Annotated in this window: 9 protein-coding genes; 7 read left to right on the top strand and 2 right to left on the bottom strand. The window is 70.8% G+C overall.

All coding sequences use genetic code 11. The annotated features are described in order from the left end of the window. Both ACFO3J_RS25115 and ACFO3J_RS25120 read right to left on the bottom strand, forming a co-directional pair. A partial coding sequence (locus ACFO3J_RS25115; RefSeq protein ID WP_449343653.1) for a S53 family peptidase occupies positions 1–983 on the bottom strand: 983 nt, incomplete at its 3' end. A 411-nt stretch (positions 984–1394) separates the two neighbouring features. Next, entirely contained in the window at positions 1395–3035 is a 1641-nt protein-coding gene (locus ACFO3J_RS25120; RefSeq protein ID WP_386433451.1) for a (2,3-dihydroxybenzoyl)adenylate synthase, read from the bottom strand. Positions 3036–3159: 124 nt separating this feature from the next. On the opposite strand from ACFO3J_RS25120, the gene ACFO3J_RS25125 reads away from it, so the two are divergent. Genes ACFO3J_RS25125 through ACFO3J_RS25155 form a run of 7 tightly spaced genes read left to right on the top strand, consistent with a single transcriptional unit; the run spans position 3160 to position 21467 of the window. Beyond that, on the top strand, positions 3160–9915 hold the full coding sequence (locus ACFO3J_RS25125; RefSeq protein WP_386433454.1) for an amino acid adenylation domain-containing protein: 6756 nt from the start codon (positions 3160–3162) through the stop codon (positions 9913–9915). A gap of 2 nt (positions 9916–9917) precedes the next feature. After that, entirely contained in the window at positions 9918–15521 is a 5604-nt protein-coding gene (locus tag ACFO3J_RS25130) for an amino acid adenylation domain-containing protein (RefSeq protein WP_386433457.1), read from the top strand. Next, positions 15518–16684 carry a saccharopine dehydrogenase NADP-binding domain-containing protein gene (locus ACFO3J_RS25135; RefSeq protein ID WP_386433460.1) on the top strand — a complete coding sequence of 389 codons (1167 nt, stop codon included), beginning with the start codon at positions 15518–15520 and terminating at the stop codon, positions 16682–16684. The genes ACFO3J_RS25130 and ACFO3J_RS25135 overlap by 4 nt, the downstream gene beginning before the upstream one ends. Continuing rightward, positions 16681–18621, top strand: coding sequence for a Gfo/Idh/MocA family oxidoreductase (locus ACFO3J_RS25140; RefSeq protein ID WP_386433463.1), 1941 nt, complete (start codon positions 16681–16683; stop codon positions 18619–18621). Before ACFO3J_RS25135 ends, ACFO3J_RS25140 begins: the two co-directional genes overlap by 4 nt. Beyond that, on the top strand, positions 18618–19844 hold the full coding sequence (locus tag ACFO3J_RS25145) for a cytochrome P450 (protein WP_386433466.1): 1227 nt from the start codon (positions 18618–18620) through the stop codon (positions 19842–19844). Before ACFO3J_RS25140 ends, ACFO3J_RS25145 begins: the two co-directional genes overlap by 4 nt. After that, a complete protein-coding gene (locus ACFO3J_RS25150) occupies positions 19841–20680 on the top strand; it encodes a thioesterase II family protein (protein ID WP_386433469.1) in 840 nt (279 codons plus the stop codon). The genes ACFO3J_RS25145 and ACFO3J_RS25150 overlap by 4 nt, the downstream gene beginning before the upstream one ends. Before the next feature lie 58 nt (positions 20681–20738). Beyond that, positions 20739–21467 carry a class I SAM-dependent methyltransferase gene (locus tag ACFO3J_RS25155; RefSeq protein ID WP_386433471.1) on the top strand — a complete coding sequence of 243 codons (729 nt, stop codon included), beginning with the start codon at positions 20739–20741 and terminating at the stop codon, positions 21465–21467. Positions 21468–21498 lie beyond the last annotated feature (31 nt).

A 21498-nucleotide genomic window follows, 5' to 3' on the forward strand; every position in this document is an offset into this window, starting at 1 on the left:
ATGGTCCGCTTGGCGCAGCCGGTGTCGGTCTGCCAGGTGGGCTTGGCGTCGTAGGCCGAGCAGCCCGAGCCGGTGCCCTCGGTGCTGGAGGTGTGCCAGACCGACTCGGTCCAGCCGCGGGAGGTGCCGCTGGAGCGGGTCAGCGCGGTGCCGCCGACCGAGGTGACGTACTTGGAGGCGGCCGGGTACTCGGCGCCGTAGCCCTCGTCGCCGGCGCTGACGGTGATGGCGACGCCCGGGTGGTTGAAGTACGAGCTGTCGTAGGAGGTGTCCGAAGACGACTCGCTGCCTCCGTAGCTGTTGGAGACGTACTTTGCCCCGAGGGAGACCGCGGTGTTCACCGCGGTGCCCAGGTTGGTCATGCTCGCGGAGGTGGCCTCGACGAGCAGGATGTGGCACTGCGGGCAGACCGCGCTGACCATGTCCAGGTCGAGTGAGATCTCCCCGGCCCAGCCGGAGTCGGCGGTGGGGTAGCTGGTGCCCCCGGTCTGGTTCACCTTCTTGAAGCAGCCGTTGGCCGTGGTGCAGGCCGGCAGTCCGTACTGGGCGCGGTACGTGGCCAGGTCCGCCTCGGCGTTCGGATCGTCCTGCGCGTCCACGATGCCAACCGTGGCGCCGGCTCCGGCGCCGGACGGCAGGGCGTAGGCGCTCTGCAGGTCGGTGGGGCCGTAGCCGGACGGGGTGGCGTTCGGGCTGATGCCCAGGTGGTGCGCGACATCGGTGCGGACCAGCGACAGACAGGACATGAAGCCCTTGCTGGCGGTGGCACACAGGTGCTGGGCCGGCGCCGACGAGGTCGAGCCGGCGGCGGGGCCAGTGGCGCCGGTACCGGCGGTGGGGCTGGTGGCGGCATGGGTGGCCGCCGGGGTCGCGGCGACCGAAGGCGCCGCGGTGGCCATCAGGCCGCCGGTGATCAGGGCGCCGGTCGCGACAAGCGCGAGGGTGGCGCGGCGGACGGCCTGTCTGAACCGGCCGTGACTCATCGACTGCAAAGTAACTGCCCTCCATGGGGGGATCGGCTCCCACAGCACCGCATGTCAAGATCATGACAAAATGACGCGGATCTCTTGGGACTTTGGATGGCGCATGCCGCCGGTTGCTTCGACGGAGCTCCGAGAGAGGCCAACTGGACTGCCCCGGAGCTCCGTTGATTGACGACGGGGTCGAACGTAGTGAAAGGCGAGTCAAATAACCACCACGGTCGGGTAAAGGCAGAGAGCCATGTCGGGCGCCCTCCACATGGGCGAGGCCGGTTTTTCGACCTGGCGCCTCGACTGGGCCCAACTCCGCCGGGAGGAGCCTGTGCACCGAAGCAGCCGGTGCCGGGCCCAGCGGCCCCGGCGACCGGCTCGGTTGGCTCCGGCCGGGAGCCGGAGAACCTGCTCGAACGATCGTCAGCGCGGGCTCGTCGACCGAATGTGCTGCTCTGCCAGGGCCTGCTTGTCAACCTTCCCCAGCGGTGTCAGGGGCAGAGAGGCGACAGGGAGCACCTGGTCGGGTGCCTTGTAGGCGGCGAGACCCCGATTCCGCAGGTGTGCCGCGATGTCACGTCGCGAGGGCGGGGCCGAGGCTGGGTCGCACACGAGAAAGGCGACGGCGCGTTCGCCCCACCTCTCGTCCGGCATCGCCACCAGGGCGGCGGCGTTGATCGCCGGGTGTGCCAGAAGATGTTCCTCCACCTCGGTGGCGGCTATCTTCTCGCCGCCTCTGTTGATCTGGTCCTTGATGCGCCCCGCCACCACCAGGTGACCGGAGGGGAGTCGCCTGACGATGTCCCCGGTGGCGTAGAAGCCGTCCGAGGTGAAGGAACGGGCGTTGTGTTCCGGCGCGCGATAGTAGCCCCGCAGTGTGTACGGACCGCGGGTCAGCAGTTCGCCTTCGCCGCTTTCCGAGACGTCGTTCCCCCTGGTGTCGACGATGCGGATCTCGTCGGCGGGGGAGACCGGCCGGCCCTGGGTGCCGCAGATCAGCTCCTCCGGGTCGTCGAGCCGTGTGACGCAGATCAGGCCCTCGGCCATTCCGAAGACCTGCTGCACGGTGAGCTTCATCTCGCGGTGGAGTGCCCTGGCTGTCTCGTCGGCCAGCCTGGCGCCTCCCACCTGAAGAACGCGGAGGCCGCGCAGGGCTTGCGGAGCATTCCGGTTCTCCTCCTGCCAGTGCGGAAGCAGCGCCGGGGTCAGCGCGGTGATGGTCACGCCGTGACGTTCGATCAGCGGAAAGGCCGTCTGCGGACTCGGGTCGGGAGCGACGACCACCGTGCCGCCCGCCATGAAGGTCCCCAGAACTCCTGGGCACGCGAGGGTGAAGTTGAAGCCGAGGGGCAGCGCGGCGAGATAGACGGTGTCCTCGTCGGCGCCGCAGGCCGCCGCGGTGGCGCGGGCGTTATAGGCGTAGTCGTCGTGCGTGCGCGGAATCAGCTTGGGGGTGCCCGTGGTGCCGCCCGACAACAACAGCACCGCCAGGTCGGAGGCGGTCGTGCCACTGTCTCGCGGCGGCGTGTCCGCGTCCCCGAGGCCCTTCAGTTCCCGAAGGGCGGTGAAGCCCTGCTCGGCCGGCGCCTCTCCGTGGACGATCACCCTGGTCAGTGTGGGCTCGCTCACCAGCATCTCCGCCGCGAGTGTGAGGTAGTCGAAGCGTTGGTGGCGGACGGGAACGACGTACGCCACCGCACCCGACACCCGTATGAGATGGCGTACTTCCTCACTTCTGTGCGCGGGCATCGCGTGCACCGGTACCGCGCCAATGCGTTGTAGAGCGAACCACAGCATGACGAACTCGGCGCAGTTGGGCAGGTGCAGGACGATCCGGTCGCCACGGCTCAGCCCGAGTTCCCGCAGCCCCGCAGCCAAGTCCGAGACTTCGGTGTCGAGCTCCTCGTAGGTCCAGCGCCGGCCGTCCGCGATCAGCGCCGCCCTTCCGGGCCGGTCCCGGGCCCAGTTCCGCAAGTAGGTGTCGAACGTCAGCCCCGCCCAGTGACCCGCTCTGCGGTATGCCTCGGCGGCGGCCTCGGGCCATCCCGGATGTGTCCGGATCATCGCTCTTCCCTTCCGATGTGTCCTGCTCACCGACTCCGCGGCCTTGGTGGCCCCGCGTCAGGTGTGGTTAGATCTTAACGAAAACGATGTTCGTTTTCGATAATGCTGACGAAGGGGACTATCCGTGAGTGGCGACCGCCCGGCCCTGACCCCCGATGAGGTCCGCGAGACTGTGGCCCGGACTCTGGAGGTCTCGCACGAGGAACTCGATGACGACCGCGACCTCTTCGAGCAAGGTCTGGACTCGCTGTCGCTGATGTCGCTGGTAGGCGGCTGGCGCCGGAACGGCAGCCCGGTCGGGTTCAGCGATCTGGTGGACGAGCCGGTGCTCAAGCGGTGGATTGAGCTGTTGTGCCTGCCGCGAGGGCGGCAGGCGCCACCCCGGTCTGGTGGCACGATGTCCGCGGCTGTTGAGCCGACCGCACCTCTCGCCACCATGCAGCAGGCCTACTGGATCGGCCGTCAGGACGGTCAGCCGCTCGGGGGGGTCGCCGCCCACTTCTACACGGAGCTGGACGGCGAGGGGGTGGATCCCGCGCGCCTGCGGCATGCCCTGAACGCCCTCGCGGTCCGCCACGGGATGCTCCGCGCCCGCTTCGACGACGAGGGCCGACAGTACCTGGCCGCCCCGCGGGCGCACACCGCCGAACTCGTCGTCCGGGACCTTCGCGAAGCGTCCGCCGCCGAAGTGGAAGCGACGCTCGACCAGGTGCGTGAGCGTTACACCCATGCCCGTATGGACGTCACCGCGGGGCAGGTACTGCTTGTCGCTCTGACCCTCCTGCCCGCCGGCGCGACCCGCTTGCACATCGACCTCGACATGATGGCCGGGGACGCCCTGAGCCTTCGCGTCCTCCTCCGTGACCTGGGGCGGCTCTACAGCGACGGCGACGAGTCGGATCTTCCTCCGCTCACCCTCGATTACCCCTCCTACCTCGCCGCCCACAAGGATCACCAGGCCGTCGAGCACGAGCGGGCCGCCCAGTGGTGGCGCGAGCGCCTGGCCGACCTTCCGTCGCCGCCCAGGCTCCCCTTCACTGTCGATCCGCTGCACCCCATCTCTTCCTCCGACACCGACCTCACCCGTTCCTGTCGCCTCCACCACTGGCTCGACGGACAGGCGAAGGCAACTTTCATCGCCCGCGCGCGGAGCTACGGCGTCACCCCCGCCGCCGCACTGGCCACCGCGTTCGCCGAGGCCGTGGCCACCTGGAGCGACAGTCGGCGCTTTCTGCTCAACCTCCCGGTCTTCGACCGGGAGCTGATCAGTCCCGACGTAGCCGAGCTGATCGGGGACTTCAGCAGTTCCCTGCTGCTGGACGCAGACCTGCGCCAGGAGCTGCCCTTCGTCGAGCAGGTCCGTCGCGTGCAGGACGGCATCCGGACCGCCCTCGCGCACAGCGCCTACTCCGGTGTGGAGGTGCTACGCGATCTTTCCAGGCGCCAGGGCTCGCCCGTGCTCGCGCCCGTCGTCTACACCAGTGCCATCGGCCTCGGCGAGATTTTCGAGCAGGAGGTGCAGAGCGTCCTGGGCCGACCCGTGTGGATCATCTCGCAGGGCCCACAGGTTGTCCTGGACGCGCAGGTCACCGAACTCGACGCTGGTCTGCTGCTCAACTGGGACGTCCGGGGTGGCCTGTTCGCGCCGGGCGTGCCGGAGGCGGCGTTCGCTGCCTATCGCACTCTCGTGGACGACCTCGTCTCGTCGGAGGCGGCCTGGCGCTCCCCGGTCGGCTCGCGGCTGCCCGTGGCCGCCCTTCAGCGCCGTGCGCGCGCGGCCCGGCGGGACGATCGCCTGCCAGAAGAAGTGCCTCAGCGGTCCTTGCACGGAAGGTTTTTCGCGCTCGCCGAGGAGAAGCCCGGCAGCACCGCCGTCGTGGGCGAGGGCGGAACGGTCCTGACCTACGGACAACTTGCCCTGGCCGCACGGCGGGTGGCCGGTTCGCTCAGCTCCCTGGAGGTACGACCTGGCGACACCGTAGCCGTCAGCCTTCCGAAGGGCGTGCGGCAGCTGATCGCGGTGCTCGGAGTGCTGGCTGCCGGAGCCGCCTATGTGCCGGTCGGACTCGACCAGCCGGCGGCGCGCAGGGAGCACATCCACCGGATCGCAGGGGCCGCGATTGTACTCACCGATGACGAGCATGCGCCTCTCGTCGAGCAGATCCGTGGTGCGCGAGTAGTGCGCATGAGCGAGACCGGGGCCGCCGAGCCGGCACCAGTGCGCGAGGTGAGGCCGGCCGACGCTGCCTATGTGATCTTCACCTCCGGCTCCACCGGAGTCCCCAAGGGCGTCGAAGTCCCCCACCGCGCCGCCGTCAGCACCATCGACGCGCTGGCCGGGCTGTTCTCCGTCGGCCCCGATGACGCCACCCTCGCGCTGTCCGCGCTGGACTTCGACCTGTCGGTGTACGACATCTTCGCGCCTTTGTCGGTCGGCGGCAGGGTGGTGACCGTGAGGGAGGAAGACCGCCGCGACGCCGGCCGCTGGGCCGAGCTGATGGAAACGCACCGCGTCACCGTCCTCAACTGCGTTCCAGCACTGCTGGATCTGCTCCTCGCGGCGGCGGCCACGGGCGCCGCTCCCGGGCAGGCTGGCGATGTGCGGCTCGGCTCGCTGCGGCTGGCGCTGCTCGGCGGAGACTGGGTCGGCCTCGACCAGCCGGCCCGCCTGCGCGCACTCGCGCCCGGCTGCCGGTTCGTCGCTCTCGGCGGCATGACCGAGGCCGCCATTCACTCCACCGTCTGCGAGGTGGGCCGGGAAGGCGTCGATCCGGCCTGGAAGTCCATACCGTACGGAGTGCCCCTGCCGGGGGTGCGGGCAAGGGTCGTCGATGAGCGTGGGCACGACCGGCCCGATCTCGTCGCCGGCGAACTGTGGATCGGCGGCCGGGCCCTCGCCAACGGGTACCGGGGTGACGCCGAACGCACCGCGGCTCGCTTCGTCGAGCACGACGGTGAACGCTGGTACCGCAGCGGCGACCTGGCCCGCTATCGGCCCGACGGCCGCCTCGAATTCCTCGGGCGGGCGGACCACCAGGTCAAGATCCGCGGCCACCGCATCGAACTGGGCGAGATCGAGGCGGCACTGCGAAGCCATCCGGACGTACTGCACGCGGTGGCGGCCGTCATCGACGCGCCCGAGAGCACCGCGGGACGACTCGCCGTCATGGTCTCGCCCGTTGCCGGCCGGGGACACGTTCTGCGGCCCGACGACCTGGTGGCGTGGGCCGGGACACGACTCCCGTCGTACATGCTTCCCGAGCATGTCCTCGTAGCGACCGGTCTACCGCTCAACCCCAATGGGAAACTGGACCGCGCGGCCGTCCGGGAGCTGATCGAGGCAGACGGCCGGCATCGGAAGACCTCCGAGGGCCGCGAAGGGGCGGAGGCGCCTGCCGGACCGGTCGAGAAGCGCGTCGCAGAGCTGTGGTCCGAACTCCTCCGGCTGCCCGCCGTGGGCCGGAACGACTCCTTCTTCGCCCTCGGCGGCGACTCGCTCGTCGCCACCCGCATGGTCTCCCGGCTGAAGGCCGCAGGCGTGTCCGGGGCGGGAGTCGGAGCCCTGTTCGCCACCCCCGTCCTACGGGAGTTCGCCGCGCGCCTCACCCTGGCATCGGCACCCCCGGCAGCGACCGCCAGCCCACTCCCCCTCCGCACCGAGCCCGACCCCGCGCGGGCGCACGAGCCCTTCCCCCTCACCGAGGTCCAGTCGGCCTATGCCACCGGACGCGGTTCGGGATTCACCCTTGGCGGCGTCGGTACCTGGCACTACAGCGAGTTCGACGGTACGGACGTCGACCTGCCGCGCCTGGAACGTGCCTGGCGCGCACTGGTCCGCAGGCACGGGATGCTGCGCGCCGTCATCGAGGACAGCACGCAGCGGGTGCTCGCCGAGGTGCCGCCCTTCGCCATCTCCGTCCGCGAGATGGCACCGGGCGAGGACGCGGAACCGGTCCTCGCCCGGTTGCGGGCGGACATGTCGCACCAGATCCGGGACCCCGCCCGCTGGCCGCTCTTCGACATCCGGGCCGTCCGCTATCAAAGCGACACGGGCGAGGTACGCACCCGGATCGGTGTCGGGCTCGACTACATCGTCCTCGACGCGCTGTCCATCGTCACCCTGTACACCGAATGGGGGATCCTCTACGGCTCCCCGGACGACGACCGGGACCCGCTGCCTGAGCTGGATCTCACGTTCCGCGATTACCAGGCGGCGCTCGCCGCGCGGACCGTCGCCGATCCGGAGGCAGCCGCGGAGACGAAGGCGCACTGGAGCAGCCGGCTGGACAGTCTGCCGCCGGCCCCCCGGCTTCCCTACCGGGTCGACCCGGCCGAGGTGGACCTGCCGCGCTTCACCCGGCGGCGCACCGTACTTGACACCGGGTCCTGGCGCGCGATCAAGGCACGAGCCGTACGGAACGGCCTCACGGCCTCGACCGTGCTGCTCGCCGCCTACGGCGAGACCCTCACCGCGTGGAGCGGTACCGACGCGGTCTCCGTGACCCTCACCCTCTTCAACCGCCACGAGATCCATCCCCATGTGCTCCACGTCGTGGGCGACTTCACCTCACTTTCCCTGGCGGGCTACCAGCGTGCCGACGGTCCCTGGCTGCCGACTCTGCACGCACTCCAGGGACGCCAGGCGCAGGATCTGGACCACCAGGACGTGCCAGCTTCCTGGCTGCTGCGCGAACTTGCCCGGCGCACCGCCACGCTGCAAACCGCCGCGCCGGTCGTGTTCACCAGCGCCCTCGGCGTGGGCGACGCGTCACTTGCGGACCGCTCCCGGCGGTTTCCCGCCCGGGTCTGGGGCGTCACACAGTCACCGCAGGTCTGTCTCGACCACCAGGTCACCGAAGAGAACGGTGAGCTGGTCATCACGTGGGACGCGGTCGAAGAGCTCTTCCACGACGGCGTGTTGGACGCCATGGTCGACGCCCACTCGCGATTGCTGCACCACTTGGCCGAAGGCGACTGGAACACGCCCGTACCGGAGCTTCTGCCGCCCGGCCAGAGAGTCCGGCGCGAGCGGCTGAACGACTCACGCCCCGCGCGGCCGCGCCTGCTGCACGCGGGATTCTTCGAACGGGCGGCCGAGGAACCCGGCGCGGTGGCACTGATCGCCGCCGATGGCCGCACCCTCACGTACGGACAGACCGCTGACGCGGCGTTGCGCACGGGGGCCGCCCTGCGGCAACGCGGCGTCGTGGACGGCGACCCGGTCGCCGTGACCCTGCCCAAGGGACCGGAACAGGTGGTCGCGGCGCTGGGCGTGCTGGCGGCAGGAGCGGCCTACGTCCCGTTGGGGGTGGAACAGCCCGAAGCGCGCAGAGCCCGCATCCTCCGGGCGGCGGACATACGGCTGACCATCGGCGAGGGTGACGGCACGGGCCCGGGAGGGGTCCTCACGCCCGCCGAAGCACTGGCCGCCGCACCCCTTGACGCGCCGCGGCAGGTGCCGACCGGTTCCGTGGCGTACACGATCTACACCTCGGGCTCCACCGGTGAACCCAAGGGCGTGCGGATCAGCCACGCGGCGGCCTGGAACACGGTGGCCGACATCAACCAGCGCCACCGGATCGGCCCGGCGGACCGCGTACTCGCGCTGTCCGCACTGGACTTCGACCTGTCCGTGTACGACATCTTCGGGCTGCTGGCAGCCGGCGGAGCTCTCGTCCTTCCCTCGGAGGAGCAGCGGCGCGAACCCGGAAGCTGGCGGGCACTGATACGCGAGCACGGTGTCAGCGTTTGGAACACCGTGCCGGCATTGCTCGATCTGCTGCTCGATGCCGACGAGCGTGACGGGATCGGTCCCGTCGGCACCTCCCTGGCCGGCCTGCGAGCGGCGCTCGTCTCCGGCGACTGGATCGGCCTCGACCTGCCCGGCCGGCTGCACGAACGTACCGGTGGCCGCTGCCGCTTCACCGCCATGGGCGGCGCCACCGAGGCATCCATCTGGTCGAACGCCTACGACGCGACGGCATCGGCGCCCGAACCCGGCTGGACGTCGGTGCCCTACGGCTTCCCGCTCACCGGCCAGCGCTACCGGGTCGCCGATTCCGCTGGCCGAGACTGTCCCGACTGGGTCGCGGGGGAGCTGTGGATCGGGGGTGCCGGACTCGCCGACGGCTACCTCGGCGACCTCGACAGAACCGCGGCCAAGTTCGTCACACACGGCGGCCGACGCTGGTACCGCACAGGCGATCTGGGACGGTACCGCCCCGGCGGCATCCTGGAGTTTCTCGGCCGTACCGACGCGCAGCTCAAGATCGCGGGTCACCGTATCGAGGCAGGCGAGGTCGAGACGGCCGTCAAGGCCCACCCGAGCGTCGCGCGAGCGGCCGTCGTGGCCACCGGGCCCCGAACCGCCCGCCGGCTCGAGGCCTTCGTGGTGCTCGACGGCGAAGCCCTCGCCCAGCGCGGCGACCACATGCCGGTCCCCGGGTCGGACGGCTGGCTGCGGTCCTGGCTCACCGACCGGCTCGCCCCCTACGCCCAGCCCACCTCGGTCCACGTCCTCCCCTCGCTGCCGCTGACCGCCAACGGCAAGATCGACCGGCCGGCACTCGCCGTGCTGGCCGAGAACGCCACCCCCTCGGCACCGGGCACGGAGCGGCCCGATGGAGCGGTCGAGACCAGGATCGCCGACTTGTGGAACGCCCTGCTGCCGGGTCCTGTAAGCGACCGGCACGTCAACTTCTTCGCCGCTGGCGGCGACAGCCTTGCCGCGATCCGACTGGTCGGCGCCATCGAGCGGAGCCTCGGCGCGCGCGTCGACGTCCGCACCGTGCTGGCCGCCCCGACGATCGCGGCCCTGGGCGCGGAAGTCGCGGCGGCCCTGGCCGCCGAAGACTTCGAAACCGAAACAGGAGAACTGTGACCGTGCAGAACACCGAAACACCGGCCGCAGGCCCCTCTGCCATCCCCGATCTGCTCGCGCGCTACGAGCACGACGGGGTCCGGTTGTGGGCGGAGGACGGGCAGCTGCGCTATCGCGCCCCCAAGGGCTACTTCACCCAGCAGCGGCGAGAAGAGCTGCGCGCCCACAAGGAAGCCGTTCTCGCACACCTCGCGGATTCCTCCGCCCCACGCGCAGTCGAACACAGTGAGGAGGACCGCTACGAGCCCTTCCCGCTCACCGACATCCAGGCCGCCTACCTCATCGGACGAGCCGACGCGTACGCGTACGGCAACATCGCGTGCCATGCCTACGTCGAACTCGACTACCCCACGACCGGGTCGCCGCTGTCCCCGACGCAGGTCGCGGAGACATGGAACACCCTGGTCGCCCGCCACGACATGCTCCGCGCGGTCGTGCATCCGGACGGCTACCAGCGAGTGCTGCCCCAGGTGCCCCCTGTCGACGTAACGCTCAGCCAGACGCCCGACGAGACCGCGCTGTCCACCGAAATCGAGCGTGCCCGGGACCGGCTCTCCCATCTCACCGGACCGACCGACACCTGGCCGCTGTTCAGGCTGCACCTCACCCGTTCTCCGCGACGCGCCGTCCTGCACGTCTCCATCGACATGCTCGTGGTCGACCACGCGAGCCTGCGCCTGCTGCTCGCCGAGTTCAACCAGCTACTGGAAGAGCCCGGCACCGTCCAAGCGCCGCCGTCGATCACCTTCCGTGATGGTGTGCTGGCCCGGCGCGCCCTCACCGAGACCCCCCGGTACGCGGCCGACCGCTCGTACTGGACGGAACGTCTGCCCGATCTGCCGCCCGCGCCCGAACTTCCCCTGGCGGAAGGCTGGGCCGCGCCGTCCATCGTCCCCGCACCCGGCGCAGTCCGGTTCGAACGGCACGAGCGGGTACTGGACGCGGACACCACCCGCGCGCTCGCGAACCGGGCGGCCGCCCAGGGCGTACCCCTGTCGACGGCCCTGCTCACCGCATACGCGGAAGTCGTCGGCCGCTGGTCACGCAGCACACGTTTCACGCTGAACGTGCCGACGGTCGACCGGCCCGCCCTGCATGAGGACATCGACCGGGTCGTCGGTGACTTCACCTCCCTCGAACTCCTCGCCGTCGACCTGGCGGACGCGCAGGCCACGTTCACCGACCGGGCGCGCGCCCTGGGCGGCCGGCTCCTCGATGACCTGGCCCATCCGCTGTTCAGCGGCTCCGAGGTACTGGCCGAACTGTCCCACCGGGCCGGTACTCCGGTGCTGATGCCGGTCGTGTTCACCAGCGCGCTCGGCGCGACATCCCAGACGCGGTCGTCCGTTCCGCCGCAGGTCTCCTACGCGGCCACCCAGACCCCCCAGGTCTGGCTCGACTGCCAGGTGATGACTCGTGGCGACAGCCTCGTCCTGTCCTGGGACGTGCGCACCGGTGTGCTGCCCGCCGGACTCGCCCAGGAGATGTTCGAGACCTGGATCTCGTTCGTGGGACAACTGGCCGGACGTGACGAGGTGTGGGCTCGGCCCGCTGGGATCGGTCTGCCCGCGGCACAGGCGGAGCGGCGGGCCCGGATCAACGCCACTGGCGGCGCGCTGCCGAACGAGCTGCTGCACGAACCGGTCTTCGCCCAGGCGCGGCGCACCCCCGGCGCCCTCGCCGTGCGATCGCCCGGGCGTGACCTCACCTACGGCCGTCTCGCGGATTCCGCCCGAGCGGTCGCGGAACGGCTCACCGCCGACGGGCTGCGGCCCGCCGAGCCCGTCGCGATATGGATGGAGAAGGGCTGGGAGCAGATCGTCGCCGTGCTGGGCACGCTGCTCGCCGGCGGCGCGTACCTGCCGGTGGACAGCGCGCAGCCGGCCGCACGTCGGGACACGATCCTCTCCGATGCGGCAGTGCGGACCGTGCTGACCCAGTCGTGGCTGGCGGAGGCGGACGACCTCCCGGCGGGCCTCACCGTCCTCGCCGTGGACGAACTCCCTGAGGAACCTCGGTCCCCCTCCTCGCCGGGCCCGCGAGCCGGGCTCGACGATCTCGCGTACGTCATCTACACCTCAGGATCCACCGGCACGCCCAAGGGTGTGATGATCAGCCACGGCGCCGCCGCCAACACGGTGCGGGACATCAACACCCGGCATCAGGTGACCTGCGACGACCGCGTCCTGGGCCTGGCGGGCCTGGGCTTCGACCTGTCGGTGTACGACATCTTCGGGCCGCTCTCGGTCGGCGGAACGCTGGTGCTGCCGGCCTCCGAACGGCGAGGCGACCCCTCCCACTGGGCCGAACTCGTCGCCCGTGAACACATCACTGTGTGGAACTCGGTGCCAGGGCAGCTTCAGATGCTCTGCGACTGGCTTCGTCCCGCGCCGCTGTCCGCGATCGGCGGCGAAGGCGAGGCCGGTCCCGACGGCATCCGCGGCCCTCGCCTCGCGCTGCTGTCCGGCGACTGGATTCCCGTAGCGCTGCCCGACGAGGCACGCGCAGTACTGCCCGGCATGCGGATCGTGTCCCTCGGCGGCGCGACCGAGGGCGCCATCTGGTCCATCGCCCACCCTGTGGGCGAGGTCGACGTGACGCGGCCGAGCATCCCGTACGGGCGACCGCTGACCAACCAGACCTTCCACGTCCTCGACCAGGCCATGCGGCCCCGCCCCGACTGGGTCCCCGGCGAGTTGTACATCGGCGGAGCTGGTGTCGCACTCGGCTACCTCGGCGACGACGCCCGTACGGCGGAACGGTTCGTCACGCACCCGGAGACCGGGGCCCGGCTCTACCGGACGGGCGACCTGGGCCGTTACCTGCCCAGCGGGGACATCGAATTCCTGGGCCGGGAGGACGCCCAGGTGAAGATCCGCGGTTACCGGGTGGAGCTGGCCGAGGTCGAGGCCGCTGTGCAGGCCCACCCCGCGGTGGCCGCTGGCGCTGTCGTCGTGGACGACTCCGCCTCGGGCGGCCGACGGCTCGCCGCGTTCGTCGAGACCACCCGGCGTCCACCGACACGCCAGGGGAGCGCAGCCAGCGACTCGGCGGCCGCGTACGAGGCTGCCGCTGCTGTCGTACGCGCGGCATCGGAGACCGTCGACGGCGAGGGGCTGCGCGCCTTCCTCCGCACACTCGACGACGTAGCCCTCAACGCCATGAGCCGCACGTTGAGCAAGGTCTTCAATGTGACGGGTACCCGCCGCAGTCTCGATGAGATCTACGCGGAACTGCGTGCGACGCCCCGCCACCGGCACATCGTGCGCCGCTGGCTGCGCGCCCTGGTGGCCGAAGACCGGCTCATCCACGACCCGGCGTCCGGGCGGTACCAGGGTCTGCGGGCGGTGAGCGCGGAGGAGCAGGCGTCGGCGTGGGAGCGGGCGGTGACGCTGGAGCGCGAGGTGGGCTGGTCGTCCCAGCTCCTCGATGTCATGCGCACTTGCGACGACCAACTGCCCGGACTCGTCAGCGGGGACGTGGATGTCAAGGCCCTGTTGTTCCCCGGAGCCGCGCTTGACGCCGCCGACGCCGCATACCGGGACAATCTCGCAATCCGTCATCTCAACCGGGCCCTTGCCGCAGCCTGCGCGCAGATCGCTTCGGCACACACCGGTGAGGAGCGCCTGCGGATCCTTGAAGTCGGGGGCGGTGTCGCTGGCACGGCCGGTGAACTCATCCCGGCCTTGTCGCCGTTCGGCGTGGAATACACCTTCACCGACCCCTCGCCGTTCTTCCTGGGTGAGGCCCGTGAACGGTTCGCGGACCACCCGTGGGTGCGCTACCGGCGTTTCGACGTGGACCGCGATCCGCGCGAACAGGGCTTCCTGCCCAACACCTATGACGTGGTGGTGTGCGCCAACACCCTGCACACGGCTTCGGACGCCGAGCTGGCGCTCAGCCGGCTCGGCGAACTCCTCGTGGCCGGCGGGCACCTCGCGTTCGTCGAGAACACTCGCGACGACCACTATCCGCTCCAGGTGTCGATGGAGTTCCTTGAGGTCGCGGGGCGGGAGTGGACGGATCTGCGGGCGGCGGCGGGGCAGTCGTTCCTGACCCGGAGGCAGTGGACGGATCTGCTGACCGAACACGGCGCCACCGGCGTGCGGGTCCTTCCCGAGCCCGGCGATCCGCTCACCGCGACCGGGCAGGATCTCGTGCTCGCCCGGGTGAAGGCGGACCGCACCCACGTGCCCGTCGGGGAACTGGTGCGGGCGGCGGCCAACCGGCTGCCCGAATACATGGTGCCCTCCGTCTGGCAGGTTCTGGACGCGCTGCCGCGCACCGCCAACGGCAAGACCGACCGGGCGCGTCTGGTGTCCTTTCTGCCCCGGGAGACGGACCGGGGCCCGGAATCCGCAGACGCCGCCGCCGACCAGCCGCTCGACGAGCTGGAAAGCGGCCTGGCGGATCTGTGGGCCCAACTGCTCTCCGTGGAACGCGTGGGCCGACAGGACGACTTCTTCGCGCTGGGCGGCGATTCGCTGCTGGTGGCCCGCATGGTCGGTCAGCTCCGCGAGCACGTGCCGCAGGCGGCGGAGCTCGAATGGGAGGTTGTGCTGCGGCACATGCTGCGGCGGCCCACGGTGGCCGGTCTCGGTGCCTTCCTGCGCGCGGTCGGCGGCTCCGACGGGGAAAAGACCTCTTCCGCCGCCGCACCGGTGAGCCCGGTGGTGCACCTGCACGGCAGCGGCACACCGGAGGAGACCACGACCGTTCTCGTCCACGCGGGAACCGGCACCATCATGCCGTACCGGGCGCTGATCACCGAGATACGCCGGCGCTCACCCGGCAAAACGAATGTCGTGGGTCTCGAAGTCCCCGGCCTGGAGCGCTTCTTGAACGCCCCGCCCGAAGGACTGATCGAGCAGCTGGCCGCGGACTACGCGCGCGCTCTGACCGCGAACGGCTCCCGCAGCTTCCACGTGGTCGGTTACTGCCTCGGCGGCCTGGTCGCCACCGAAGTGGCACGGAATCTCGCGGAGTCCGGCGCCCGGGTGGAGAGCCTCACCGTGATCAGCAGCCACAGCCCGCGGTTCCGGCTCGATGACGAACTCCTCTCGGAGTACTCCTTCGCCGTCATGATGGGCATCAACCCGGCCGACCTCGGCTTCCCGGCCGACGAGAACCGGGTGGCGGGCGCGGCCGACGCCGTCCTCGCTCAGAGCCCCGGAGTGCTCCGCGACGGCGGTCTCGCCGCGCTGGCCGGGGAATACGCCGACGTCGGCGACCGCTTCGCCACCCTGGCGCGGATTCCGCGCGGCGCGCGGATCGCGCGGATGTGCGAGGCGGTGCCCGCCGCGGCCGGCATCTACGCCCCCGACCACATGACCAGGCTCTTCCGGGCCTTCCGGCAGAGCGTGTTCGCCATCACCCGGTACGACGCCGAACCCTACGCGGACGACATCACCTTCCTGCGGCACAGCGGCGCGTACCCCTTCCCGGGCAGCAAGGAAGCCGTCACCGAGTACTGGGAAGAGCTGACACTCGGCAGCCTGAACATCCTGGACATCCCCGGGGACCATTTCAGCTGTCTGTCGGTGGAACACGCGCCTGCCGTGCTGAAACACCTGGAGGCGTTGACCGACGGGGCGGTGACCCGATGAGCCGGCACCCGGTGATCGGGGTGCTGGGAGCCTCCGGCGCCGTGGGACGCGCCGCCGTACGGGAATTGCGGGCACTCGGGCACACCGCGCTGCGGCTCGGCGGGCGCAGGCCGGAGGCACTCCACGAGGTCGCCGCGTCCGAAGCGGGCCGCGGCGGCGGTGACGCGAGCGTTGCCGAGGTCGATGCCGACGATCCCGCGAGCCTCGCCCGCTTCGCCGCGGGTTGCGCGGTTGTGCTGAACTGCGCCGGACCGACGTACCGCCTGCGGGCCACCGTACCCGCGGCCGCGCTGGCAGCCGGGGCACACTGCGTGGACGTCGCGGGAGACGATCCGGCCGCCGAGGACCTGGCGGCGGCCGGATCCGCACCGCCGGGGCTCAGTGTGGTGCTGTCCGCAGGAACGCTGCCCGGTCTGTCCGGCATCCTGCCGCGGTGGCTGGCGCGGCAGGGGCATTCCAGGGCCACGGCACTCACCGCGTACTGCGGGGGTCTCGAACCCTGTACGCCGACGGTCGCCGCCGACCTGCTGCTCTCGCTCTCCACGGGAGGCGCGGACGGCGCCGCCTACGGGGAGCCCCTTGCGGCCTGGAGGGCGGGCCGCAAGGAGCCGCGGGCACTGCGGGTGGCCGAGGGCGCCCAGGTCCCGGGCTTTCCCGGCCGGGTCGCCGTACAGCCCTTCCTGGGCGCGGAGACCGAACGGCTCGCGTACCACCTCGGCCTCGACCGGCTCGACTGGTTCAACGTCCACCCGGGTCCACGGGTGCGCAGCACCCTGAACGAGATGCCGGGCCGCATCGCCGAAGGTGCGGACCGCGAGGAACTCGCCGAGACTCTGATGCTCGCCGCCCGCCTCGACCTCGCCGGGCACACCCCCTACTACGTCATGGATTTCCATCTCACCGGTTCCCATCTCGGGCGGCGCACGGGACGGCGGCTGACCGTACGCACCTCGAGCAGCTACCGGCTCACCGCGGCCGTCGGAACGATGGCCGTCACCGCCGTGCTGCGCGGCGAGATCACGCCAGGGGTGCACTACGCCACCGACGTCCTCGACCCGGACGCGGTCGTGGACCGGATACGAACCGGCGGTTCCGTCGAGGGCTTCGACCTGACCGAGGACGGCGCGGAATCCACCGACATGGCCGAGGAGGGAACCCTGTGACCCGCGAACGCCCCGTGCGCGTGCTCGTCTGCGGCACCAACTTCGGCCGTTTCTACGCCGAGGCGAGCCGATCCCGCGAGGGGTACGTCCTGGTGGGCCTCCTGTCGCGGGGTTCCGCTGTGTCCCGCGCCTACGCGGACAAGCTGGGGGTGCCGCTGTACACGGACCTCGACGAACTACCCGACCGCGGAATCGACATGGCATGTGTGGTGGTCGGCTCGGCGATCTCCGGCGGAGCGGGCACCGAACTGGCCACCCGGCTCATGAGCCGCGGCATTCATGTACTCCAGGAACACCCCCTGCACCTGGACGAGTTGACCGCCTGCGTGCGGGCCGCGCGTCACCACGGTGTCCACTACCGCGTCAACACCCACTATCCCCATCTCGACCCCGTGCGGGAGTTCATCGCGGCGTCCCGCAAGCTCACCGCCCGGCAGCAGCCGCTGTTCGTGGACGCGGCGACACCCGTCCACCTCATGCATCCGCTGATCGACATCCTCGGCCGGTCGCTTGGATCATTGCGACCCTGGCGCTTCGCAGGCCCGGCGCCCCTGCCCGAGGGCTTCGGATCCCAGCCGTTCCGCACGGTGCAGGGTGTACTGGGGGGTGTACCGCTGACCTTGCGGGTTCATCACCAGATGGATCCCGCCGACCGCGACAATCACGCGTTGCACTGGCACCGGATCAGCCTCGGCACCGAGGGCGGTGTCCTCACCCTGGCCGACACGCACGGTCCCGTGCTGTGGAGCCCGCGGCTGCACGCCGAGCGGGACACCGACCGCCGCTTCGTCCTGGACGGCCCGGGCACGGAGTCCTTCGGCCTGCGGACGACCTCCGTGATCGGCGAGTCGGGTTCGTTCCACGAGGTGTTCGGCCGTATGTGGCCCGATGCCGTCGGCCGGGCGCTGGACGGACTGCGGGACATGATCGACGGGCGCCCCGGCGAAGCCGGGGACACCGGCGGGGTGCAGTACGACTTGGCAGTCTGCCGTGTCTGGTCCCAACTGGTGGCAGGACTGGGACCACCCGAGGTGGTGCGGCCCTCGAAGCCCAGGCCGCTCGCCGTTGAGGAACTCTTCCCCGGGCGATACGCCGGATCCGCCGACGACCGCAGCGCCACCCGGAAAACGGCGGTGCGGAAAACCGTCCCCTACACGCCGTCCGCGGAGTTCTTCGACCTCGTCGCCGCGGGGCACATCGCCACGGCGAGCGGCCCGGCGGTGGCCGCGGCGCTGTCCGGGCTCGACACCGTCGGCGCCACCGTCGTTGACATCGGCGCGGGGACCGGCCTGGTCACCGAGGCCGTTGCCCGGGCCCTGCCAGGTGTCGAAATTCTCGCTGCGGAGCCGGCGGTCGGGATGCGCGCCGTACTCACCAGTCGCGTCTTCGGCGATCCCGACCTGCGCGCCCGGGTGACCGTGACCGACGGCGCGGCTCCCGGCCTCCACCTCCCCGACCGTATCTGCGCCGTTGTGCTGTGCGGAGTCCTCGGGCACCTCGACGCGCCGCAACGGCGGCAGCTGTGGGACCGGCTGCTGGCCAGGCTCACGCCCGACGGACGTGTCGTTGTCGAACTCATGCAGCTCACCGCGCCTGCCGAACTGCCTCTGACCCGGCTCGCCACCGCCACCGCGGGCCGGCACCGCTACGAGTGGTGGCTGTCGGGCTCGCCGGACGAGTCCTCCGACGACGGAGACGGGATGCGGCTGCACACCACCTGGCGGGTGCGCGAGATCGGCAGCTCCGACGGCGCCCCCCTGCGCGAAGTGCACGACTCCTACCGATGGCTGCCCTTCGGTCTTGAGCTCGTGGCCAGGGAATCGGGGCTTCACGCCCGCCCCCTGCCGGTCCGCGCCGGCGCCCCGCCTCTTGCCGTCCTCACGCGTGAACCCGCGCCCGAACCAGCTCTGCTCACTCATACCAAGGACAAGCGATGACCACTCCTGTTCCCGAGTCCGCTCTGCCAGCCGCCGCGTCCCACGACTTCCCGATGCGCCGCACCTGCCCCTTCGCCCCGCCCCAGCAGTACGCCGAGGTCCGCGCCGACGAGCCCGTCGCACGGGTCACCCTGCCGACCGGCAAAGAGGCGTGGATCGCGACCCGGTACGAGGACGTCAGGGCGCTGCTGGCCGATCCACGGATCAGCGCCGACATCCGAGAGGCCAGCTTCCCCGCGTTCAGCCAGGCCGAGCACGAGATCGGTGCCAAGCTGCGGCCGTTCCTGCGCACGGACGCGCCCGACCACACCCGCTATCGCAAGATGCTCCAGCCCGAGTTCACCCTGCGCAAGGCCCGCGCGATGCGCCCCGCCATCCAAGCCATCGCCGACGACCTCATCGACGACATGCTCGCGCAGACCGGACCCGTCGACTTCATCACCTACTACGCCAACGCGATGTCCACCTCCGTCATCTGCGTCCTGCTCGGCATCCCGGCTGAGAACCTGGAGTTCTTCCGCGACGTCACCCGGGTCTCCGGCTCGCGGACGAGCACGCAGGACGAGATGGCCGCCGCCCTTGGCGGTCTGTTCAAGCTGATCTCGGAGCTGGTGGAGCGGCGCCGGGCAGAGCCCGGGGACGATCTGTTGTCCCAACTGGTCACCGACCACCTCATACCGGGCCACCTCACCCACGACGAGCTGCTGTCGGTCATCGGGATCACGATCAACGGTGGCCGGGTCAGCAGCACCAGCATGATCGCGCTGTCCACTTTGCTGCTCCTGGAGCGACCTGAGCTGATGGCTGAGCTCCGCGATGATCCGGACCTCCTGCCGGCAGCCGTCGAAGAACTGCTGCGGGTGACCTCGATCTCCGACGCCCTGCCGGCGCGGGTCGCCACGGCCGATATCGACCTGCCCGGCGGCACAGTTCCGGCCGGCGACGGGATCATCGGCCTGCTCGCGGGTGCCAACCACGACCCGGCGGTCTTCGCGGACCCGGAACGCGTCGACTTCCACCGCGCCGACAACCGGCACATGGCGTTCGGCCACGGCCCGCACCAGTGCATTGGCCAGAACGTGGCCCGCCTGGAGGTGGGGATCGCTCTGGAGACCCTGATCCGCAGGGTTCCCACCCTGAGGCTCGCGGTGCCGTACGGGGAGATCGAGTTCATGCCGGACGCGCACACCTTCGGAGTCGAGCGGATGCCGGTGACCTGGTGAGCCCGGAGATCAGGGACATCGGCCGGGAGAGGGGCTCGGACAGCTGGCGCCGCGGGCCGTCGCTGCGGTGCTGGCAGCCTCGTCCGGCGGCCAGGCTGCAACTGGTCTGCCTTCCGCACGCAGGGGGTGGTGCGGGCTTCTACCGGTCATGGGCGACACTCCTGCCGCCCGATGTCGAGCTGGTCGCCGTGCAATACGCGGGCAGGGAAGACCGCTGGGGCGACAAGATGACCGACAGCATGGACGAGTTGGCGGGGGGCCTCGCCGACGAACTGCTGCCCGTGCTCGACCGGCCGTACGCGCTCTTCGGCCACAGCATGGGTTCTGCCGTCGCCTGGGAACTGGCCCACCAACTGCGGCGCGCGGGCGCGCAGCCGCCTCGGCGGCTTTTCGCCTCCGGCCGCGAGGCGCCTGGGACCGCCCGCCCGGGCCAGGTGCACCGCCAGAGCGACGAGCTGCTGTGTGACGAGCTCGAACGCCTGGGCGGCACAGACCGCGAGGTACTGGCGGACCCCGAACTGCGCGCCGCGGTTCTTGGCTACATCCGCAACGACTACCGGTTGATCGAGACCTACTGCCCCGAGCCCTCCGCACGACAGCTCCTGGAGTGCCCCATCACCGTCCTCACCGGCGAGGCGGACGCGGAGCTTGCCCCAGACCGCGGCGGAGACGGCACCGGCGGATGGGCGGGCCTGACCAACCGGCGCACCCACGTGCACACCTTCCCAGGTGGCCATTTCTACCTCGGTCCGCAGCGCGCCCAGGTGATCGCGACGGTCCTGCGCCGTCTCGACCCGTCCCTGGCAACCGCCGGGGAGTGGCCCAGCACGCCGTAACCCCGCGTCGCCCCGGTACGAGGAACCGGCGGGGCGTCAGAGAGGAGAGAAACCCTCCGTGATCGACCACTACTCACCGTCGGCCGAGTTCTACGACATGGTCGCCGTCCGCCACATCGCGAGCAGCGGTCCGCCGCTGGCCCGCGTCCTGGCCGGCATCGACACCGGGCGCGGCCCGGTACTGGAAATCGGCGCGGGCACGGGCAGAGTCACCGAAGTCATCGCTGCCGCCCTGCCCGGCGCGGAGATCCTGGCCGCCGAGCCGTCCGCCACGATGCGCGCGCAGCTCATGGCCAGGGTCGCCCGCGACCCCGGTCTGCGGGCACGGGTCACGGTCACCGACGGCGCGGCGCAGGACATGGCGCTGCCCGACCGGCTGTCTGCCGTGGTGATCTTCGGGGTGGCAGGGCACCTCAGCCGTTCCGAGCGCATGATCTTGTGGCGCAAGCTGGCCGGGCGCCTCCCCGAAGGGGGCCTGATCGTCGTTGAGCTGATGGGTGTCACTGCTCCCCGCGTCATCCCGCCGACGATGTCGCTGCGCGAAACGATCGGACAGCAGACGTACGAATGGTGGATCGGCGGCGAGCCGGCGGAAGGCGACGCGATGCGCTTCACCACCACCTGGAAAGTCATCCACGAAGGCCGCACCGTACGCGAGGTCGCCGACAGCTACGACTGGCACACCTTCGATGTCGCCCAACTCGCCCGGGAGTCCGGGATGACCGCCCGCCGGATCGTCGAGGCGGGCGGAAACGCGATCCCCGAGATCGGAGTACTGACCAAGTGACCGGACGATCTGACGCCGCCCCGCCGGGGGC

The organism is Streptomyces polygonati (assembly GCF_042650325.1).
GTDB classification, from domain to species: domain Bacteria; phylum Actinomycetota; class Actinomycetes; order Streptomycetales; family Streptomycetaceae; genus Actinacidiphila; species Actinacidiphila polygonati.

Coding starts and splice junctions, on each gene's coding strand:
- ACFO3J_RS25120 (WP_386433451.1), bottom strand. CDS start 3,035: ATGATCCGGACACATCCGGGATGGCCCGAGGCCGCCGCCGAGGCATAC.
- ACFO3J_RS25135 (WP_386433460.1), top strand. CDS start 15,518: ATGAGCCGGCACCCGGTGATCGGGGTGCTGGGAGCCTCCGGCGCCGTG.
- ACFO3J_RS25145 (WP_386433466.1), top strand. CDS start 18,618: ATGACCACTCCTGTTCCCGAGTCCGCTCTGCCAGCCGCCGCGTCCCAC.